We start from the raw sequence: 17,677 nt of genomic DNA, 5'->3' as shown, positions 1-17,677 counted from the left end.
GGTGCTCGTGCCAGGGCAGGGCACACCAGCCGGGGTGGTCATACCCGTGCCGGACACGCCTGCCGCAGTGCTGGTACCCAGGCCGGAGGAAGCGGTTCTCGTACCGGGGCCCGAGGAAGCGGCCGCCGTGCTCATGCCGGAGCAAGGCACACCAGCCGCGGTGCTCATACCCGGGCCGGACGCGCCGGCCGGAGTGCTCGTACCACGGCCGGACGAAGCGGGCGCGGCGCTCGTGCCGGAGCTCGCGGCGGCGGGGCGTGCCGGGCAGGATGCCTCGTACAAGAGCGGGGAGCCGTCGGTGGCGGTGGCCTCCGACGACGAACGCCCGCTCCCCTACGTGCCCTTCTTCGGCATCCCGTACATCTCGTTGCCCACGGTCGACCGGCACCGCGTACGTGTCAGATCCTGACGCCGCCGGACCGGAGGTACGCCACCGGGTCGACGTCCGAGCCGAACCCGGGCCCCGTCCGCACCTCGAAGTGCAGATGCGGGCCCGAGCTGTTGCCGGTGGAGCCGGAGCGGCCGATGCGCTGGCCGGCGCTCACCGACTGACCGTCCCTGACGGAGATCGCGGACAGGTGGGCGTACTGGCTGTAGCGGCCGTCGGCGTGCCGGACCACGACCTGGTAGCCGTACGAGCCGCCCCATCCCGCGCTGACGACGCTGCCCGACGCGACCGACTTGACCGTTGTGCCCGTGGGTACGGGGAAGTCGATGCCGGTGTGATAGCCCTTCGACCAGGCGGAGCCCGCCTTGCGGTAGGGCGTCCCGAGTGAGGCGTTGACGGGGGCGACGAAGCCCTGCCGGGTGGCCGTGGACCGGTCCGCGCGCTCCCTGCTCTCGTCCTTGGACCGCTCCTTCTGCCGCTCCTTCGGCCGCTCCTTCGCGCGGTCCTGGACCGGCTTCTTCGTCGAGGGCTTCGCCGACGGCGCCGGCCTGTGCTCGGGCCGGGTCTTCGTGCCGCCCTCGCCGCGCAGCGCGAGACGCTGGCCGGGCACGATCAGATCGGGGTCGGACCCTATGGCCGAGCGGTTGGCGGCATACAGGCCCCGCCAGCCGCCCCGGACGTCCTGGTCGTCCGCGATGCGGGAGAGGGTGTCTCCGCGGACGACGGTGTACATCTCGGCGTTGCCCGCCCGGGACTGCGGCGTGGACTGCGGCCGTACGTCCTCGATGGAGGTCTTCTTCTTCGCGTCCTTCTGCCCGGTGCGCCCGGCGGCGGGCCGGATGTCGGGCTCGCCCCCGACCCTGGTCAGTCCGGCCCGCTTGGAGCAGACCGGCCAGGCGCCCGGTCCCTGCCCGTCGAGGACCTTCTCCGCGACGGTGATCTGCTGGTCCTTGCTCGCCAGGTCCGCGCGGGCCGCGTAGGCCCGGCCGCCGTAGGCCTCCCAGGTGGACTGGGTGAACTGCAGTCCGCCGTAGAAGCCGTTGCCGGTGTTGATGCTCCAGTTGCTGGTGGACTCGCAGGCGGCGACCTTGTTCCAGGTGTCCACGTCCGCCGCCTGGGCGGCGCCGGTGCCCATGAAGGGCAGCGCCATGCCGGCGCCGCCTGCCGTGACGGTGAGCGAGGCGCGGTTGATCCTGTTCGGCTGATACCGGCGGTGCCGGCCGCTTGCGGCCATCGAAAGCCCCCCTAGACATGCGTCAGGAGGGGCAAAAGTAAGCGCTGCGAACCGGCCAGAACAAGACGGCTATCGGCCGCCCGGAAGTCTAAATGGCCGGTATGAGGCCCCTGTTGCGCGACGTGCGCCACGGCGGTGCACCGTGTGCGGCACCCCGTGCGCGGGTGCGCCGTGCGCGGGGACGCGTACGTCGGCTGAGTGCGACGGGGCTCTCGTCCGTATCAGCCTGCGCCACGCCGTGCGACCCGCGCGTGCGGACGAAGTAGCGGCACGTCAGGATGGTCGACGGGGGATGCTCGTGGGCGCCCCCCACCGGCAGCACCGATACCGAGGTCTTTAGGAGCGAACCGAATGAGCAGTACAGCGCAGATCGGCGTCACGGGTCTCGCGGTCATGGGCCGCAACCTCGCCCGCAACTTCGCCCGCAACGGCTACACGGTCGCGGTGCACAACCGGACGCCCGCGCGCATGCACGCGCTGGTGGAGGAGTTCGGCGGCGAGGGGGAGTTCGTCGCGTGCGAGAGCGCGAAGGACTTCGTGGCGGCGCTGGAGCGGCCGCGGCGTCTGGTCGTGATGGTGAAGGCCGGTGAGCCGACGGACGCGGTGATCCAGGAGTTCGCGCCGCTGCTGGAGCCCGGCGACATGATCATCGACGGTGGCAACGCGCACTTCGCCGACACCCGGCGCCGGGAGCGCGACCTGCGCGAGCAGGGCATCCACTTCGTGGGCATGGGCGTCTCCGGGGGTGAGGAGGGCGCGCTGAACGGCCCGAGCATCATGCCGGGCGGCCCGAAGGAGTCCTACGACTCGCTGGGCCCGATGCTGGAGAAGATCTCGGCGAAGGCGGCGGACGGCTCGCCCTGCGTCTCCCATGTGGGCCCGGACGGTGCCGGTCACTTCGTGAAGATGGTGCACAACGGCATCGAGTACGCGGACATGCAGCTCATCGGTGAGGCGTACCAGCTGCTGCGGGACGTCGCCGGGTACTCCCCCGCCGAGATCGCGGAGATCTTCCGGACCTGGAACCGGGGTCGTCTCGACTCGTACCTGATCGAGATCACGGCCGAGGTGCTGTCGCACGTGGACGCGGAGACGGGCAAGCCGTTCGTGGACGTGGTGGTGGACCAGGCCGAGCAGAAGGGCACCGGCCGCTGGACCGTGCAGATCGCGCTGGACCTGGGTGTGCCGGTGTCGGGTATCGCCGAGGCGGTGTTCGCGCGCTCGCTGTCGGGCCACGCGGCGCTGCGGGAGGCCTCGCGCGGGCTGTCCGGCCCGAAGGCGCAGCCGCTGAGCGAGGCGGAGGCCCGGACGTTCGCGGACCGCGTGGAGCAGGCGCTGTACGCGTCGAAGATCGTGTCGTACACGCAGGGCTTCCACGAGATCGACGCCGCGCGCGGGGAGTACGGCTGGGACATCGACCTCGGTGCGGTGTCCGCGCTGTGGCGGGGCGGCTGCATCATCCGCGCGGCGTTCCTGGACCGGATCCGCGCCGCGTACGACGCCCGGCCCGACCTGCCGAGCCTGCTGTCGGACGCGACGTTCGCACAGGAGATCGCGGACGCCCAGGACGACTGGCGTGAGGTGCTGGTCGCCGCGACCCGCCAGGGTGTGCCGACGCCCGGTTTCGCGGCTGCTCTCGCCTACTACGACGCCCTGCGCGCGGAGCGGCTGCCGGCGGCGCTGACGCAGGGGCAGCGGGACTACTTCGGTGCGCACACCTACCGCAGGGTGGACCGGGACGGGTCGTTCCACACGCTGTGGGGCCAGGACCGGTCGGAGACGTCCGCGTAGGCGCTGCCGCTGAGAGACGTGCGCGGGGCGGTGGACGGCAGGAGATGCCGTCCACCGCCCCGTTCGCCTACCGGGGTCAGGACAGTGGAGGACCCGGCTCCGGGTTCGGCACGGGATCCGGCCCCGGAGGAATCGGGGACGGGTCGGGGCCCGGCACGGGGCGGCCGGGGCCCGGGGGTGCCGGCGGGGTCGGGCCCGGTGGCGGCGTGGGCGCCGGCGGAGGCGGGGTCGGCTCCGGGCCCGGCGGGGGCTGCGGGTTCGGCACCGGATCGGGGCGCGGCGGCTCCGGGTGCTGGGGATCCGGGCCCGGTGTCGGTGCCGGCGGCACGGGGTCGGGAATCGGGTTCGTCATCAGGTCCTCCAGCCAGTGGGACGACTCCGGCTCTGGACTACTCCCCCGCCTACCCGGCACCCGCCTCGCCAGTCACTCCCCCGCAGGACGGGAGGGGACCAGGTGGCGGTAACGGGGCCGAGGTGGCGGGAACGGCCCTCAGAAACGGCCCGGGTGAGCCCTCAGCCAGTCCTTCGCCGCCGCGAGGAGGGCCTGGTCCGCCGGCTTCGCCTCGTCCGGGTGGCGTTCGGCCCACTTGGTGACGTAGGGGCAGAGCGAGGCGACCGCGCTGTCCTCGCGGCCGGCCAGAGCGTAGAGCTCGCGGGCGAGTGAACCCGCGATGCCCTGGCCCTCGTGGGCCGGCTCGACGATCGTGTGGACGGGCACGAGTGCGCGCTCGGGGCTTTCGAGCACGAAGTACTCGATGCGGCCGACGACTTGGCCGTCGGCCACGGCCTCCAGCCGGCCCGCCTCCCGATCGTCGCGGATCTCCGGGTCGCTCATCGCCACACTCCTCATCTGCTCCGGTCAGGCCCTGACGGCCTGAGGGCTGCGCTCCTGGTCCGAGCCGGGCACCGGCTCGGACGGGTCCGCGCCCAGGGCCACGATCCGGTTGTCGCGGTCCACGTGCACGACCCGGGGGGTGAGTGCCCGCGCCTCGGCGTCCGTCACCTGGGCGTAGCTGATGATGATCACGAGATCGCCGGGATGGACGAGATGCGCGGCGGCCCCGTTGATCCCGACCACCCCGGATCCGCGCTCGCCCTCGATGACGTACGTCTCCAGCCGGGCCCCGTTGGTGATGTCCACGATGTGCACGAGCTCGCCGGGCAGCAGATCGGCGGCGTCGAGCAGGTCGGCGTCGATGGTCACGGACCCCACGTAGTGCAGGTCGGCCTGGGTGACGGTGGCTCGATGGATCTTGGACTTAAACAGAGTACGCAGCACTTTGGACTCCTGGAAGACGGCTCCCTGCCTGCTTTCTGCAGGTCAAAGGCGGTATCACTCTACAACTGGCACGCGCCTGACTCGAAGATTGTGAGGAACATCGCTTCACTCTGGCAGAAGGCTCCCTGCGTGCACTTTCACACGCATCAGGCTGTTACGACGCGGTCGAACAGGCGTCTGCTCGACAGTCGTCTCGGAATGTTCGGGGCCTGATGCTGATCAGATGCTGACTTACCTGATGCCGCATCAGGAGGGGCAGAGCGGTCCGATCACCGGACACGCGATCAACGTCGACGGTGGCATAGGCGTACGCGGATTCGCCAGTGCCGCCGGCGGCGACCACCTCTGACGCCTGTTCTCCTGCGCTCTCGATTTCCGACGCTCAACGAGGAGCCGCTCGTGATTCCGCCATCAGCCACGACACCGCACCCACGTAACTCGGGCCTGCACGTCGGCCTCAACCCGGCCGCCGCCGTCGCGTGCAACGCCCGCTTCCAGGGCGGCTCCATCGCCATCCGCTATCCGGGCGGCGACCTCACCTACGCCCAGCTCGACGACAAGGCCGCCCGCCTGGCCACCGTCCTCGCAGACGGCGGCATCGGCGACGGAGACCGGGTCGCCCACCTCGGCCTCAACAGCAGCTCCTTTCTCGTCACGCTGCTCGCCGCGCACCGGCTGGGGGCCGGCTTCGTCCCAATCAACTTCCGGCTCGCCGAGGCCGAGTTGGAGGCGATGCTCGTCCGCAGCGGCGCCACCGCCCTCGTCTGCGAGGAGGGACACCGGGAAAGCGTCGACAACGTGCGCGACAGGACCGCCCTCGCGCGCTTCCTCCTGGTGGACGACGACTGCGAGGTGCCGACCGCGGGCGCATCGGGCTGGGACCCATGGGCACCCCGCATCGCAGTCGCTGCTCCCACAGCTTCCATCGCCGTCAAGGGTGCCGACGGCCCGGCGATCCTGATGTTCACCTCCGGCACCACCGGCACGCCCAAGGGTGTCGTCCTCACCCATGGAAACCTCTGGTGGAACTCCGTGAATGTCGAGCTCCGTCTCGACACACGTCGTGGCGACGTCACCTATGCCGCCGCTCCGCTGTTCCACATCGGCGCCCTGAACAGCTTCGTGCTTCGCACGCTGGTGCGTGGGGGCACCGTGGTGATCAGACGCGGGTTCGACCCGCAGACGTGTCTCGAAGACCTGGTCACCCACCGGGTCAACTCCGTGTTCGGCGTCGCCCAGATGTTCGCCGCCCTGGCGAGACAACCCGGCCTGTTCGACGAGGACCTGAGCCACCCACGGTCGATCGTGGTCGCGGGCGCGCCGGTGCCGCCCTCACTCATCGAGCTCTACGCCAAGCACGGCGTGCTGCTCCAGCAGGCCTGGGGCCTGACCGAGACGGCACCCTTCGCCACGCATCTGCCCATCGAACGCACCCTGGACAAGATCGGTTCCGCGGGCATCCCCATGCCGTTCACCGAAGTCCGGGTTGTCGACCCGGCCACCAACACGCCCCTCCGGCCCGGGGAGCCGGGAGAGATCGTCGTCCGCGGCCCCAACGTCACCGCCGGCTACTGGAACACCCCGGAGGCGAACCGCGCGGCCTTCGACGAGGAGGGCTGGTTCCACTCGGGCGACATCGGTTACCTCGACGAGGACGGTTACCTGTACATCGTCGACCGGCTCAAGGACATGATCATCAGCGGAGGTGAGAACGTCTACCCGGCGGAGGTCGAGCGGGTGCTGGCCTCCATGCCGGGTGTGGTCGATGTCGCCGTCGTGGGGATTCCCGACGAACAGTGGGGCGAGACCGTACAAGCCGTCGTGAGCGTGGACGACACGGCGGCGATCACCCTCGAGGCCGTACACGAGTACGCGGCCGGACAGCTCGCCCGCTACAAGCTGCCCCGACGCCTGAAGATCGTGCCGGCTGTCCCCAGGAACGCCTCGGGAAAGCGAGACAAGGCCGGCGTCCGGCGGCTGGCCGACGAGGGGAACTGACTATGCTCACCGTGCCGGCCCTGCCCGCGCTCGACGTCCCCGGCCCCTGGCAGACCACCGTGGAGTCGTGGACGCGCTTCACGGGCAGTCTGCGCCTGCGCGGGCCGAGCGGCGAGGCCGTCGTCGCAGTGGAACGCTGCGCGGCCGGCCGGCTCCGCGACGCCTATCCGGTCGGTGCCCGAGACGTGGAACTGCTGATCCACACCGGCCTGCGGGCCGAGACCCTGCCGGAAATCCTCCGGCCGCTGGTACGTGCCGTCCGGGCGGCGGATCCCGGCTGCCGCCGGGTGGTCTATGCCGTGACCGAGGGCTACCGGGCTGGTGTCGAGGCCGCTGAGGCGACCGGCTTCCGGTGCGCCGTCGACGTCGATCTTCAGGACGAGCAGCTGAGCCTGCTGGTGGCCGAACCCGACTGGGTCACCGTCACGGACATGGACCTGGATCACGTCCCGGGAACCTGACGAGCCGGGACTTGGCTCGGCATCGGCAGATTCCGCAGTTGAGCGGCTGTTCCCCGTGCGGACGGATCACCTCGTCGCCCGATCCTCCTCAGCCCTGGATGGTGGCAGGGCTCTCCATCCGGGCGAAGGCGTGGGGGAAGAGTTCGGCGCCGTGGCGTCCCAGCCCGTCGCGCTCGGCTGGTGAGAGAAGGGGGCTGGTGCGCAGCAGGCGGGCGTTGTGCTGCAGCACGTCCTCGCCGGCGCAGGGTGCGCCGAAGTCGGACCCGTAGAGGACGTGGTCGGGTGAGGTCACGGCCAGCAGTGCGGACAGGGTCGGCAGGGAACCGGACATGGCGGTGTCGTACCAGAACCGGGAGGCAGCCTGTTCGATCTGCGCGGCGGTGACCTGCTGGGTGTTGCCAACCCGCGCGGTGTCGAAGCCGACCTCGAACAAGGCGGTGGGCAGGTACAGGACCGGTCTGCTGAAGGGGGAGGGGTGTACGAGCACGGTCGCGCGCTGCCGGCTGAGTTCGGTCCAGACGGGGAGGGCGAAGCGCGGATTGACGGTCCGGCCGGGATCAGCTCGGCTCATCTGACGCTGCTCAGCCAACTCCCGACGCAGGGCGCGAGCATCGCCGGACTGGTCCGCCGACTGGGCGTCAGCTCCCCGACCGCGCACCAGGTGGGTCCATGAGCTGGCCGCCCTCGACGTCGTGACCGTCGGACCCCACCCCTCCTCCGCGTGGTCCAGACTCGTCCGCCTCACCGAGTCAGGGCACCGGCGCCGAGCAGAGGCGATGCCGCTCCTGGCCGGACTGGAATCCGCTCTGCCCAGGGACAAGGCTGTCTCGAACATCGACCGGCCGGGCCGGCTCGCACATGGGCAGGTTCGCCGTCATCTCCTTCTCGCCCGCACGGGCGGCGGCGATGTCGGTGAACGGCAGATCGTTGATCACGTGGACAACATGGGCCAGCTCGGGATCGAAGGCGTAGGACGTGTCCGCAAAGTGGATGGCGCGTTGGTCATGAGCTGACTGATCAGGCGTGGGCGGTGATCGAGCCGTTGCTCGCTCCGCATCGGATGGGGCGGCGGGTGCGGGACCGTCGTCAGGTCCTCAACGGCATCTTGTGGAAGCTGTCTTCGGGACGGCAGACAGCTTCCGCGCGTTACGTGACATCGGCCGTCAGGCTTCCCAGGGCATTTCCACAGGCCAGAGCGTGGTGACGTCGTCGGCTGGGGGTTCGGTGATCATGCGGCGGGCGTCGGCTGGGGAGCCGCCGATGGCCCGGGAGTTGCCCGCGGCTTCCGGGGCATACGCCGGCCAGCCCGGGGAGCCGGTGGCGGCGAAGGCGGCCCAGGCGCCGACGTCGCGGGCGGTGAGGTGTTCGGGCGTGTCGGCGCCGACGAGGGACAGTTTGTCGAAGACGTGGAGCAGGTCGGCGCCGTGGAAGGCGCCCATGGCCGGTCCGCACGGTTCGTCGACGAGGAGGTAGTGGTAGGCGCGGCCTCCCGCCCCTGCCTGGGCCCGGGCCAGACGCGTGGCCGGGATCCGGTAGAGGGCGTCGGTGAGGAAGGCACCGCGCAGGTCTGACAGGTCCTCGGGGTCAGCGATGCGGCTCCGGTAGGCGTTGAGAAGCTTCGCAGAGGCAGCATCGCCGGCGTCGCGCACGGCGAACTGTTCGGCTCCGGTGACCACTACCTTTGACGGGGAGCCCCCTGGTTGAGCGGTCCTGCATTCCGACCGCGCTGCCTGGTGCTCTCAGGGGTGCCAGTGTTGTACGGCGGGTGCGGCTGCCGTAAGCGGCGGCCAGGGGGTGTCGGTGGTCGGGGTGCCGGTTCGGATGAAGCTGAGCCAGGCAGTGCGTAGGACTCGACCCAGGGTGTCGATGTCGTGCGGGTCGGCGCCGGCGAGCATCGGGGCGGTGGTCCAGTCGGCATCGGTGCCGAACAGGAAGGGCAGTTCGATGCAGTGGGTGGCGCCGAAGGGGGAGGCGGGGGCGGCGTAGTCGAACCGGTAGGTCTACACGCGGGCGCCCGCCTCGCTCAGCTGGGCAGCCAGTCGGCGGGCGGGACGGTCGAAGAGCGCCGCACCCGCGGCCCGCTCCGCAGCGTCCGCAGTCACCGAACACAGTCTCCCGGCCGGCGGTGCCGATGATGACGTCCAGACCGGGAGCGCGGCCTGCCAGGCATGCGGCCCAGCGTGTTGCGTCCGGGAGCGGGCCGACTCCGGCGACCGGCCTGAACAAGGGGACCGCACGGAGCCCGAGCCTGCCTGCCGCCTCGCGCGCGAGCGCGGTCTGGGCGTCCAGGACATCGGCGACGGGGACGGTACGCGGGTCTGCGCCGAGCCGGGTGAGAAACCGTTCGGCGGCCTTCCGTGCGCCGCGGACGCTCCCGAGGCCGAGAGCGGCGGGGGAACTCGCAGACGCACGCGATGACCCCACTGGGCAGAGTCGCGGTCAGCGGCAGGTCGGTCAGGGGGCCGTTGTCCGTGCCGGAGGTGCCGGTGACCGGGATGGAACCGGGGGCGAGCGGGATGTAGTCGGCCTCGTAACGGGCGCTGTAGACCAGCGTCTTGTCCGGGAAGGTGAACGTCGTCAGCTCGTCGGAGATGGTGGCGGTGCCGGCGCCGAGCAGGACGTAGCGGAGGGCGACGCCGGCGTTGTAGGCGCGGGCCTGGACGCTGAAGCGGACCCCGGAGACGGTGTCCTGGAGGTTCCAGCGCTGCTCCTGGTAGTGGTCGGTGACGGTCGAGTTGCGGCCGTAGACCGGATTCCAGGTGGTGTTGGTGGTCCAGTGCTGGTTCTGGGTCACCGTCACGTTGCTGCCGAGGGTCGTCCCGTTGCGGCGGACCACACATCGAATAGAACCAACCGGTCGTAGACGTTTGAAGGTGTCGGGAAAGTAGTAGGGGTGTCCGAATCGGGCCGCGCCTTCGTATCCGGCGGGGCCGGCTGTCGCGGGTCGTAACGGGCGACCCCGTGGCGACCCACTGCCCACCCGTTGCCTGTCACGAATGGCGCCGCATCACTTCGGTGTAGGGGCAGCGCCCCGGCGGCCCGTTCGATGGCGGGGCCGCCGGGGCACGCGGTCAGGAGAAGGTCCAGGTCTCGCTGTTGACGCTCGCGCTGCCGCCGAGCTCCTGGTTCACCGCCGCCCCCTGGGTGGTCGAGCCCGCGACGCCGATGTGCAGGCCGCTGCCGATGTTCACCAGCATGTAGTTGCTGCCGGTGTAGCTGCCGGTCAGGTCCAGGGCCCACTGCTGGTTCGTCCCGCCGTTGCAGGTCCACTGCTGCAACTGGACGCCGGCGGTGGTCGACCGGCTCGGGACGTCCAGGCACAGCCCGCTCTTGACGCTCTTGAGCGTGTAGATGTTGTCCGCCACCCGGGTGAGGGTCCACTGCTGGTTGGTACCGCCGGTGGACGACCACTGGATGATCTTGGCGCCGGTCGCGGTGGAGCCGCTGGCGACGTCCATCAGCATCGAGCTGCCGACGTTCTTCAGCGTGTGGACCCCCTCCGACGGGATCCCGCTGCCGGCCGTCCATGTGCCCGCGTCCACGTCGAGGGACCAGGTCGGGTACTGGCCGAGGTTCACCGTCGTGCCCCGGATGGTCAGCGGCAGCCAGATCAGCTTCGACGCGCCCAGGTTGGAGGTGTCCCAGCGGTCACCGGCGTAGATGTACGTGGTGCCGGAGGTGCCCTGGACCGTGATGACGTTCGCCGTCTGACTGCCGTAGGTCTTGGTGCCGGGAGCGGCGAAGTTCCGGAACGCCGACCAGGGGCCGCTCAGTGACGTGGCGGTGGCGTAGATGTTGTCGTTCAGGCTCCAGCCGGTCAGGTGGGAGCCGAAGACGTAGTACATGCCGCCGATCTTCACCATGGCGGGCGACTCGACGCTGCCGCTGCTGCCGCCGCTGCCCAGGGTCGTCACCACGCTGTCGACGGAGAAATAGTCGGCGGACAGCTTGTAGACGCGCAGACCGTTGTTGCGGTCCTCGCTCAGCAGGTAGCCGGTGCCGTCGGTGTCCTGGAACAGGCCGATGTCACGGCTCAGGTTGCCCATCGGCCGGAAGCTGCCCCGGTAGGTGTACGGGCCGCACGGTGTGCTGCTCGTGGCCACACCGACCCTTGCGTCGGAGTAGTTCGTACTGTCGATGTGCATGTACATCACGTACATGCTGGTCGACTTGTTGTAGATGACCTTCGGCCGCTCCACGATCCGGCTCGGTCCCAGATCCCCGCTGCTCTGCCTGCTCAGGGCCTGGCCCCGGTAGCTCCAGTTCGCCAGGTCGGTCGAGGTGTAGCAGGTGATGTCCTCGAACGACGTGTCCGCCGACGTCTTGCCGGTCTTGTCCTCGCCGAAGCCGTACCAGGTGTCGCCGACCTTGACGATGCCGAGCCCATGCAACTGCAGGGCGTTGCCGTTCTGGTCGGTTCGTGCGGCGCCCGTCGTGAAGGTCACCGTGGCCGCGTGTGCCTGCGTGGCGGGCACGAGCAGGGCGGCGAGGCTGCCCAGCAGGGTCAGGAACGCGGCCATGGTGGTCCGCCATCGGGCGCGCGGTGGCGGTGTGCGGTGTGATGTGGTGTCGGACATGGTGTCACCTCTCCGTCGAGGTTCGGGGATGGTGCGGGGGGGGTGCGGGTCCAGCGGTGGGATCCTGGGGCCGCTCAGGGGGCGAGCGGGATGGTGATGGTGTTCCAGGACATCGGTGGCAGCAGGGCGCTCAGCCGTCCGCCGTCCGTGACGGTGCCGGTCACCGGCTTCGGCGTCACGCGGTCCTGATGCTGGAGCGTGTTGGTGGCGTGGCGGTCGGGGTCCGCCAGGGCGGTGTGCGTCACCTGCCCGGCCACCGGACTGAACGCCCGCAGGTCGGCGGTGAGTTCGAGCGGTCTCGTGGTGTCCCGGTTGACGGCGAAGACGGTGAGCGTCCCGTCCTCCTGCTGGACGGCGGTCGCGTGCAGCAGGGGCACCTCGCCGTAGCGGGCGGTGTCGTGGACGGGGCTGTCCAGGGCGAGCCGGAGCACCTGGCCGCGGCCGTGGCGGGGCCGCGTCGGCGAAGGGGTGGAAGATGGTCTGGCGCCAGGCCGGGCCGCCGGGCTCGGTCATGATGGGGGCGATGACGTTCACGAGCTGGGCGAGGCAGGCCGCGGTCACGCGGTCGCAGTGGCGCAGCAGGGTGATCAGCAGGCTGCCGACCACGACGGCGTCGGTGACGGTGTAGACGTCCTCGAGCTGGCGCGGGGCCACGCTCCAGTCCGGGGTGTCGGTGTTGTTGACCGGCCGGCTCTGGTACCAGACGTTCCACTCGTCGAAGGAGAGGTTGATCCGCTTGCCGGAGCGGCGCTTGGCCCCGATGTGGTCGGCGGTGGCGACCACCCCGTCGATGAAGGCCTCCATGTCGGCGACCGAGGCGAGGAAGCTGTCGACGTCGCCGTCGCTCTCCTCGTAGTAGGCGTGGCAGGAGATGAAGTCGACGAGGTCGTACGTGTGCTCCAGGACCGTCGCCTCCCAGGCGCCGAAGGTCGGCATGGAGCGGTTGGAGCTTCCGCAGGCGACCAGTTCCAGGCCGGGGTCGACGTCGCGCATGGCCTTGGCGGTGACGGCGGCGAGACGGCCGTATTCGTCGGCGCTCTTGTGGCCGAGCTGCCAGGGGCCGTCCATCTCGTTGCCCAGGCACCACAGCCGGATGCCGTGCGGCTTGTCCACGCCGTGCGAGCGGCGCAGCTCGGAGAAGGCCGTGCCGACGGGGTGGTTGGTGTACTCCAGGAGGTCGAGTGCCTGACACTCCTGCTGTGAGCAGCTCCAGTTTGAGGACAGAACCCCCGGGCGTGCCGGGTCCCGCATCTCCGCAAAGGGGGGCTGAGCATGCGGGACGGCGATCGACCCTGTGGCATGAGAGGCGCAGTCCGGCCCGCGACGAGCGCGTCACAGCCCCGTCCCGCCTTCGGCCTGCCGCCGATCCCGTCACCACCCTCACCCCGGTCTTCGCGCCGCCTACGGCGTGGGGCCGAACACCGCCGCCCAGCAGTCATGCCGGCCTCATGCCCTTGCTGTGGATGTAGTCGGCGATCGCCTTCATACCGCAGGGCCACAGGGTCTCGCCCACGACGATGTTGCCTTTCGCGTCGCGCCGGCCTGGCCACCAGCCGTCGTCGAGATTGACGTACTTGTAGCCGGCCGCCGCCATGCCGGAGGAGACCAGGGCGTGGGCCTGCTGCTTGATCACGTTGTGGTCGATGTTGCTGAAGAAGCTGTTCCAGGACGCCCAGCCCATCGGCGTTGGGGCGACGCCCATCTGACTGGTGCTCACAGCGGCCGGTTCGACGGACAGGAGTGCCGAGGGCTCCTGCGGTCGAGGGACGCCACGCCGGTGACGGTGAGTCCGGCGGCGATGAGTTGGGCGGTGATGAGCCTGGTCCATCTTCGTGCAACGCTGCGGAACACGCGGCACTCCAAGAGGAGGGGAAATGGTCGGGACTCGCGGCAGCGTGGTCGGCCTGGGCGGTCGATGGTCGTGTCGTTCTTCGTTGAGGGAGAGGCGCGGGCTAAGAGTCCCTGAGGGCGGTAAGCCGCCCCGGGTCGTGCGCGCTGCGGCTACTTCATTCCCGTGGTCGCGATCCCCTTGACCAGGTAGCGCTGGCCGACGAGGAAGACGATGAAGACCGGGATCAGGGTGACGACGGACATCGCGAACAGTGATCCCCATGAAGCTCCGCTGGTGGCGTCGACGTAGTTGCGCAGGGCCACGGGCGCCGTCTGCAGTTCGGGTTTGGTCAGGTAGATCAACTGGCTCAGGAAGTCGTTCCACGTCCAGATGAAGGTGAAGATGGCGGTGGTGGCCAGGGCGGGCAGCGAGATCGGCAGCAGGATGCGGAAGTAGATGCGCCAGTACCCGGCTCCGTCGATCTTGGCCGCCTCGTCGAGCTCGGTGGGAAGACCCCGGAAGAACTGGACCATGAGGAAGATGAAGAAGGCGTCCGTAGCCAGGAACTTGGGGACGATGAGCGGGAGGAACGTGTTGACCCACTCGATCTTCGAGAACATCACGTACTGCGGAATGATGAGTACGTAGACCGGCACCATCAGGGTCAGCATCATCATGCCGAAGAAGAACGCCCGCCCGCGGAACTTCAGCCGCGCGAAGGCGTAGGCCGCCATGGAGCAGCTGACCAGGTTGCCGAGCAGCGCACCCAGCACGACGATCGCCGAGTTCAGCAGGTACAGCCCGAACGGGTGCGAGAGCGCGTTCCAGCCGTCGGCGTAGTGGCTGAAGTCGGTCTTCGTGGGCAGCAGCGAGGGGTCACGGAAGATCAGGGCGTCGGGTTTGATCGAGCTGGCGATCATCCACAACAGCGGGTAGACCATCACAAGCCCGAAGGCGATCAGCACGACGTGCTTGAGCCTGGCGCGTATACGGGCCACCCGCCTGTGTCGGACCGCGGCAGGCGCCGGAGCGGGCGAAGGGGCGGCATCCGCCTTCAAGGGTGTCATCTCACTTACCGTCACCGTAGAACACCCATCTCTTGCTGAAGTAGAAGTTGATCGCGGTCAGGAAGCCGACGATGACCACGAGCAGCCATGCCATGGCCGAGGCGTAGCCCATGTGAAGCCGGCCGAAGCCCTCGTCGTACAGGTACAGCGAGTAGAAGAGGGTCGAGTCCGAGGGGCCTCCCGTCCCGCCGCTGACGACGAACGCCTGGGTGAAGGACTGGAAGGAGCTGATGACCTGGAGAACGAGGTTGAAGAAGATGATCGGGGTGAGCAGCGGCAGGGTGACGTGCCGGAACTGGTGCAGGCGGCCGGCGCCGTCGAGGGCGGCGGCTTCGTAGTACTGCTCGGGGATCTGCCGCAGGCCGGCCAGGAAGATCACCATGGAGGAACCGAAGGTCCACACGTGCAGGACGACGAGGCTGTACAGCGCGGTGTCCGGGTTGGAGATCCAGCCGGGCCCGTGGACTCCGAACAGTCCGAGGAACTTGTTCACCAGGCCGTCGGTGCCGAAGACCTGCCGCCACAGGATGCCCACCGCGACCGAGGCGCCGAGGAGCGAGGGCAGGTAGTAGACGGACCGGTAGAAGGCCAGTCCCTTGATCCCCCGGTTGAGGACCATCGCCAGGGCGAGGGCGACCGCGAGCAGCAGCGGCACGCTGAGGGCGACGTAGATGAAGGTGACGCTCAGGGACTGGCGCAACCGGGGGTCGTCGAGCATCTTGCTGTAGTTCTCGAAGCCCACCCACTTCGGAGAGCTCAGCAGGTTGTAGTCCGTCATCGAGAAGTACAGCGAGGCGATCATCGGACCGAGCGTGACGCCGGCCATGCCGACGAACCACGGCAACAGGAAGACCCATGCGGTCCGTTCTTCTTTTCTGGCCGCCCGGCTCAGGGGTCTGCGAAGCACAGTCATCGTCCTCGGGTTCTTTGGAGCGGGTGCGGGAATCAGGAGTCGCCCGACGGCGGCTCGGAGGGAAGCGACGTAGCCGGTGAGCTGCGCACGACGGCGACGTCCGCCGCGTCGAGGACGAGCGTTTCCCCGGCCTCGACGCGGCGTCCGGTGATCAGATCGGTGCCGGAGCGGTCGAGGGTTACGGTTGCCTTGTCCTGCCGGTGGTTCAGCAGGAACAGGTACACGCTCGTCCGAGTTCGTCGCTCGGTGACCTCGACACCCCGCGGTGCGGCGTGCACCGGTCGCACCCCGGCCAGGTCCAGGACGTGCTGCACCAGCGCCTCCAAGGCGTCGTCGTCCAGACGTGTGCCGATGTACACGGCGCGGCCCCGGCCGAGTTCGTGCTCGGTCACCGCCGCCTTGCCGGCGAGATGGCCCTTGCGGTAGACGGCGAGCGGTCGGGCGGTTTCCGTTTCGAGGTCGTCCTGCCACACCGAGGCGGTCGCGAAGAATCCGTTCAGCACGGTCTTCTCGCCTGGCGCCTGGACCGGCACCGCGGCCTCGGCGGGCAGCGGAGAGAACTCCTGGACGTGCGCGCCGACGATCTCGCGCAGGGCGCCCGGGTATCCGCCCTCGTGGATCCGGTCGTCCTCGTCGACGATCCCGGAGAAGTACGAGACGACGAGATGGCCGCCGTCCTCCACGAACTTCCGTACCGCCGTGCTTTGCCGACGTGTCATCAGGTACTGGTTGGGGACGACCAGGACGCGGTAGGGCGACAGGTCGTCGTCGAGGGTGACGACGTCGACGGCGACCTGACTGTTCCACAGGGCCCGGTAGTGCCGGGCCACGGTGTCCCGGTAGTCGAAGGCGTTGTCGGGGTGGGCGCAGCCTTCCACGGCCCACCAGTTCTGCCAGTCCCACACGATCGCGACCTGCGCGCCGGTGTGTGCCGTGGCGACCTCGTCGATGGCCCGCAACTCGTTGCCGAGCGCCTTGACCTCCTGCCAGGTACGGGTCTTCTCACCTCCGTGCGGAAGCATCGCTGAATGGAACTTCTCCTGGCCCTGGGGCGAGGCCCGCCACTGGAAGAACATGACCGCGTCGGAGCCGTGCGCGACGGCCTGATAGGAGCCCAGGCGCATCCGGCCGGGCTGCTTGACCTGGTTGGTCTTCCACTGGCTCACCGCGCCGGCCGCCTGTTCCATCAGCATCCAGGGCCGGCCATTGCCGAGCGAGCGCATCAGGTCGTACTGGAAGGCGGCGACGGCCATCGAGTGGGGCTTGCCCGGGTCGGGGTAGCAGTCGAAGGCGACGACGTCGAGTTCCTTCGCCCACCGGTGGCTGTCGGTCAGCCGGCAGCCGAAGAAGTTGGTGGTCACCGGCACATCGGGGGTGATCGCGTGGAGCAGGTCACGCTCCTGCGTGACGAGTTCCAGCAGGTTGTCGGAGGTGAAGCGGGAGAAGTCCAGCTCACGGGAGGGGTTGACCCAGCCGCGCACCGGCTGGGGCAGGTGCACCTGGGACCAGTCGCTGTAGCGCTGGCTCCAGAATGCCGTGCCCCACCGGCGATTGAGCTCGACCAGCGTGCCGTACCGCTGCCGCAGCCACGCACGGAAGCGGTCGTCGCACCGGTCGCAGAAGCAGTCGGAGTGGTACTCGTTGCCGATGTGCCACATGGCCAGACCAGGATGCTTCCGGTACCGCTCGGCAAGCTCGGTGGCGATGCGCCGACTGCGGTCCCGGTAGACCGGGGAGGACGGGCAGAAGTGCCCCCGACTTCCGATGGCGTGCCGCACCCCCTGCCGGTCGACCGACAGGATCTCGGGGAAGTCCGTGGCCAGCCACGGCGGCGGTGCGGCGTTCGGGGTCGCGAGGTTGACGTGGATGCCGTTCGCCCACAGCAGGTCCATGATCTCGTCGAGCCAGGAGAAGTCGAACCGGCCGTCGGCCGGCTCCAGCACGGACCAGGAGAAGACGCCCAGGCTCACGAGCCGCACTCCTGCGGCCCGCATGAGCCGGACGTCCTCCTGCCACACCTCCCTCGGCCACTGCTCCGGGTTGTAGTCCCCGCCGTAGACGACTCCCGGCAGTCGACGGTGAAAGGTGTTCATGCGCGGATCGGACACAGCGGGGACTCCTTTCGAAAGTGCTGCTAC

15 protein-coding genes and 5 pseudogenes are annotated in these 17,677 nt (G+C 69.4%); 5 read left to right on the top strand and 15 right to left on the bottom strand.

Annotated features, from left to right (window positions below; all coding sequences use genetic code 11):
• Window positions 1–398: 398 nt before the first annotated feature.
• Together IO24_RS47845 and IO24_RS47580 are read right to left on the bottom strand one after the other, a co-directional pair.
• Window positions 399–1,184: pseudogene (locus tag IO24_RS47845) on the bottom strand (M23 family metallopeptidase); the annotation flags it as partial.
• 147 nt (window positions 1,185–1,331) lie between these two features.
• Window positions 1,332–1,523, bottom strand: a pseudogene (locus IO24_RS47580) (transglycosylase family protein); the annotation flags it as partial.
• Window positions 1,524–1,973: 450 nt separating this feature from the next.
• Here IO24_RS47580 and gndA point away from each other — a divergent pair.
• Entirely contained in the window at window positions 1,974–3,413 is a 1,440-nt protein-coding gene (gene gndA / locus IO24_RS0113955; RefSeq protein ID WP_031135534.1) for an NADP-dependent phosphogluconate dehydrogenase, read from the top strand.
• A 490-nt stretch (window positions 3,414–3,903) separates the two neighbouring features.
• Here gndA and IO24_RS0113945 read toward each other — a convergent pair whose 3' ends face one another.
• Together IO24_RS0113945 and panD are read right to left on the bottom strand one after the other, a co-directional pair.
• The gene (locus IO24_RS0113945) at window positions 3,904–4,248 is read right to left on the bottom strand and encodes a GNAT family N-acetyltransferase (RefSeq protein ID WP_031135532.1); all 345 of its coding nucleotides are present in this window, start codon (window positions 4,246–4,248) and stop codon (window positions 3,904–3,906) included.
• 24 nt (window positions 4,249–4,272) lie between these two features.
• A complete protein-coding gene (gene panD, locus IO24_RS0113940; protein WP_031135530.1) occupies window positions 4,273–4,692 on the bottom strand; it encodes an aspartate 1-decarboxylase in 420 nt (139 codons plus the stop codon).
• A gap of 223 nt (window positions 4,693–4,915) precedes the next feature.
• Here panD and IO24_RS47150 point away from each other — a divergent pair, with 223 nt between their 5' ends.
• From IO24_RS47150 to IO24_RS42060, 3 genes are read left to right on the top strand one after another with little or no spacing between them, the layout of a single operon-like run.
• Window positions 4,916–5,041, top strand: a complete 126-nt coding sequence (locus IO24_RS47150; protein ID WP_267886829.1) for a hypothetical protein — start codon at window positions 4,916–4,918, stop codon at window positions 5,039–5,041.
• 50 nt (window positions 5,042–5,091) lie between these two features.
• Window positions 5,092–6,690, top strand: a complete 1,599-nt coding sequence (locus IO24_RS0113930; RefSeq protein WP_078899503.1) for an acyl-CoA synthetase — start codon at window positions 5,092–5,094, stop codon at window positions 6,688–6,690.
• Window positions 6,691–6,692: 2 nt separating this feature from the next.
• Window positions 6,693–7,151 (top strand): hypothetical protein, encoded by a 459-nt coding sequence (locus tag IO24_RS42060; RefSeq protein WP_051905907.1) that lies wholly within the window; start codon window positions 6,693–6,695, stop codon window positions 7,149–7,151.
• An 88-nt stretch (window positions 7,152–7,239) separates the two neighbouring features.
• Here the strand turns inward: IO24_RS42060 and IO24_RS0113920 are convergent, their stop codons facing one another.
• Together IO24_RS0113920 and IO24_RS0113915 are read right to left on the bottom strand one after the other, a co-directional pair.
• Window positions 7,240–7,722, bottom strand: a complete 483-nt coding sequence (locus IO24_RS0113920; RefSeq protein ID WP_031135525.1) for an amidohydrolase family protein — start codon at window positions 7,720–7,722, stop codon at window positions 7,240–7,242.
• Between the two features lie 178 nt (window positions 7,723–7,900).
• Window positions 7,901–8,086: a hypothetical protein gene (locus IO24_RS0113915; protein WP_031135523.1), complete on the bottom strand. Its 186-nt coding sequence runs from the start codon at window positions 8,084–8,086 to the stop codon at window positions 7,901–7,903.
• A 74-nt stretch (window positions 8,087–8,160) separates the two neighbouring features.
• On the opposite strand from IO24_RS0113915, the pseudogene IO24_RS45955 reads away from it, so the two are divergent.
• A pseudogene (locus IO24_RS45955) lies at window positions 8,161–8,277 on the top strand (transposase); the annotation flags it as partial.
• Window positions 8,278–8,314: 37 nt separating this feature from the next.
• Here IO24_RS45955 and IO24_RS0113910 read toward each other — a convergent pair.
• The 9 genes and pseudogenes from IO24_RS0113910 to IO24_RS0113870 form a co-directional block, all read right to left on the bottom strand.
• Window positions 8,315–8,827 (bottom strand): carboxylesterase family protein, encoded by a 513-nt coding sequence (locus IO24_RS0113910; protein WP_031135521.1) that lies wholly within the window; start codon window positions 8,825–8,827, stop codon window positions 8,315–8,317.
• Between the two features lie 422 nt (window positions 8,828–9,249).
• On the bottom strand, window positions 9,250–9,987 hold the full coding sequence (locus IO24_RS46355; RefSeq protein ID WP_031135519.1) for a glycoside hydrolase family 97 N-terminal domain-containing protein: 738 nt from the start codon (window positions 9,985–9,987) through the stop codon (window positions 9,250–9,252).
• Window positions 9,988–10,222: 235 nt separating this feature from the next.
• Window positions 10,223–11,461, bottom strand: a pseudogene (locus IO24_RS0113895) (RICIN domain-containing protein); the annotation flags it as partial.
• Between the two features lie 341 nt (window positions 11,462–11,802).
• Window positions 11,803–12,916: pseudogene (locus IO24_RS42925) on the bottom strand (alpha-N-arabinofuranosidase); the annotation flags it as partial.
• 247 nt (window positions 12,917–13,163) lie between these two features.
• Window positions 13,164–13,445: an alpha-amylase family protein gene (locus IO24_RS42920; protein WP_052686598.1), complete on the bottom strand. Its 282-nt coding sequence runs from the start codon at window positions 13,443–13,445 to the stop codon at window positions 13,164–13,166.
• Window positions 13,442–13,579, bottom strand: a complete 138-nt coding sequence (locus IO24_RS46350; protein WP_244310214.1) for a hypothetical protein — start codon at window positions 13,577–13,579, stop codon at window positions 13,442–13,444. The genes IO24_RS42920 and IO24_RS46350 overlap by 4 nt, the downstream gene beginning before the upstream one ends.
• 150 nt (window positions 13,580–13,729) lie before the next feature.
• A complete protein-coding gene (locus IO24_RS0113880) occupies window positions 13,730–14,557 on the bottom strand; it encodes a carbohydrate ABC transporter permease (RefSeq protein ID WP_234335358.1) in 828 nt (275 codons plus the stop codon).
• A gap of 70 nt (window positions 14,558–14,627) precedes the next feature.
• The gene (locus IO24_RS0113875) at window positions 14,628–15,452 is read right to left on the bottom strand and encodes a carbohydrate ABC transporter permease (RefSeq protein WP_244310213.1); all 825 of its coding nucleotides are present in this window, start codon (window positions 15,450–15,452) and stop codon (window positions 14,628–14,630) included.
• Between the two features lie 119 nt (window positions 15,453–15,571).
• A complete protein-coding gene (locus IO24_RS0113870; protein ID WP_051905908.1) occupies window positions 15,572–17,632 on the bottom strand; it encodes a beta-galactosidase in 2,061 nt (686 codons plus the stop codon).
• Window positions 17,633–17,677 lie beyond the last annotated feature (45 nt).

This window comes from Streptomyces flavovariabilis, assembly GCF_000725785.1.
Taxonomy (GTDB): Bacteria; Actinomycetota; Actinomycetes; order Streptomycetales; family Streptomycetaceae; genus Streptomyces; species Streptomyces hawaiiensis.
The sequence above is the reverse complement of the archived record's forward strand: the minus strand, read 5'-3'. Positions and strand labels throughout refer to the sequence as shown.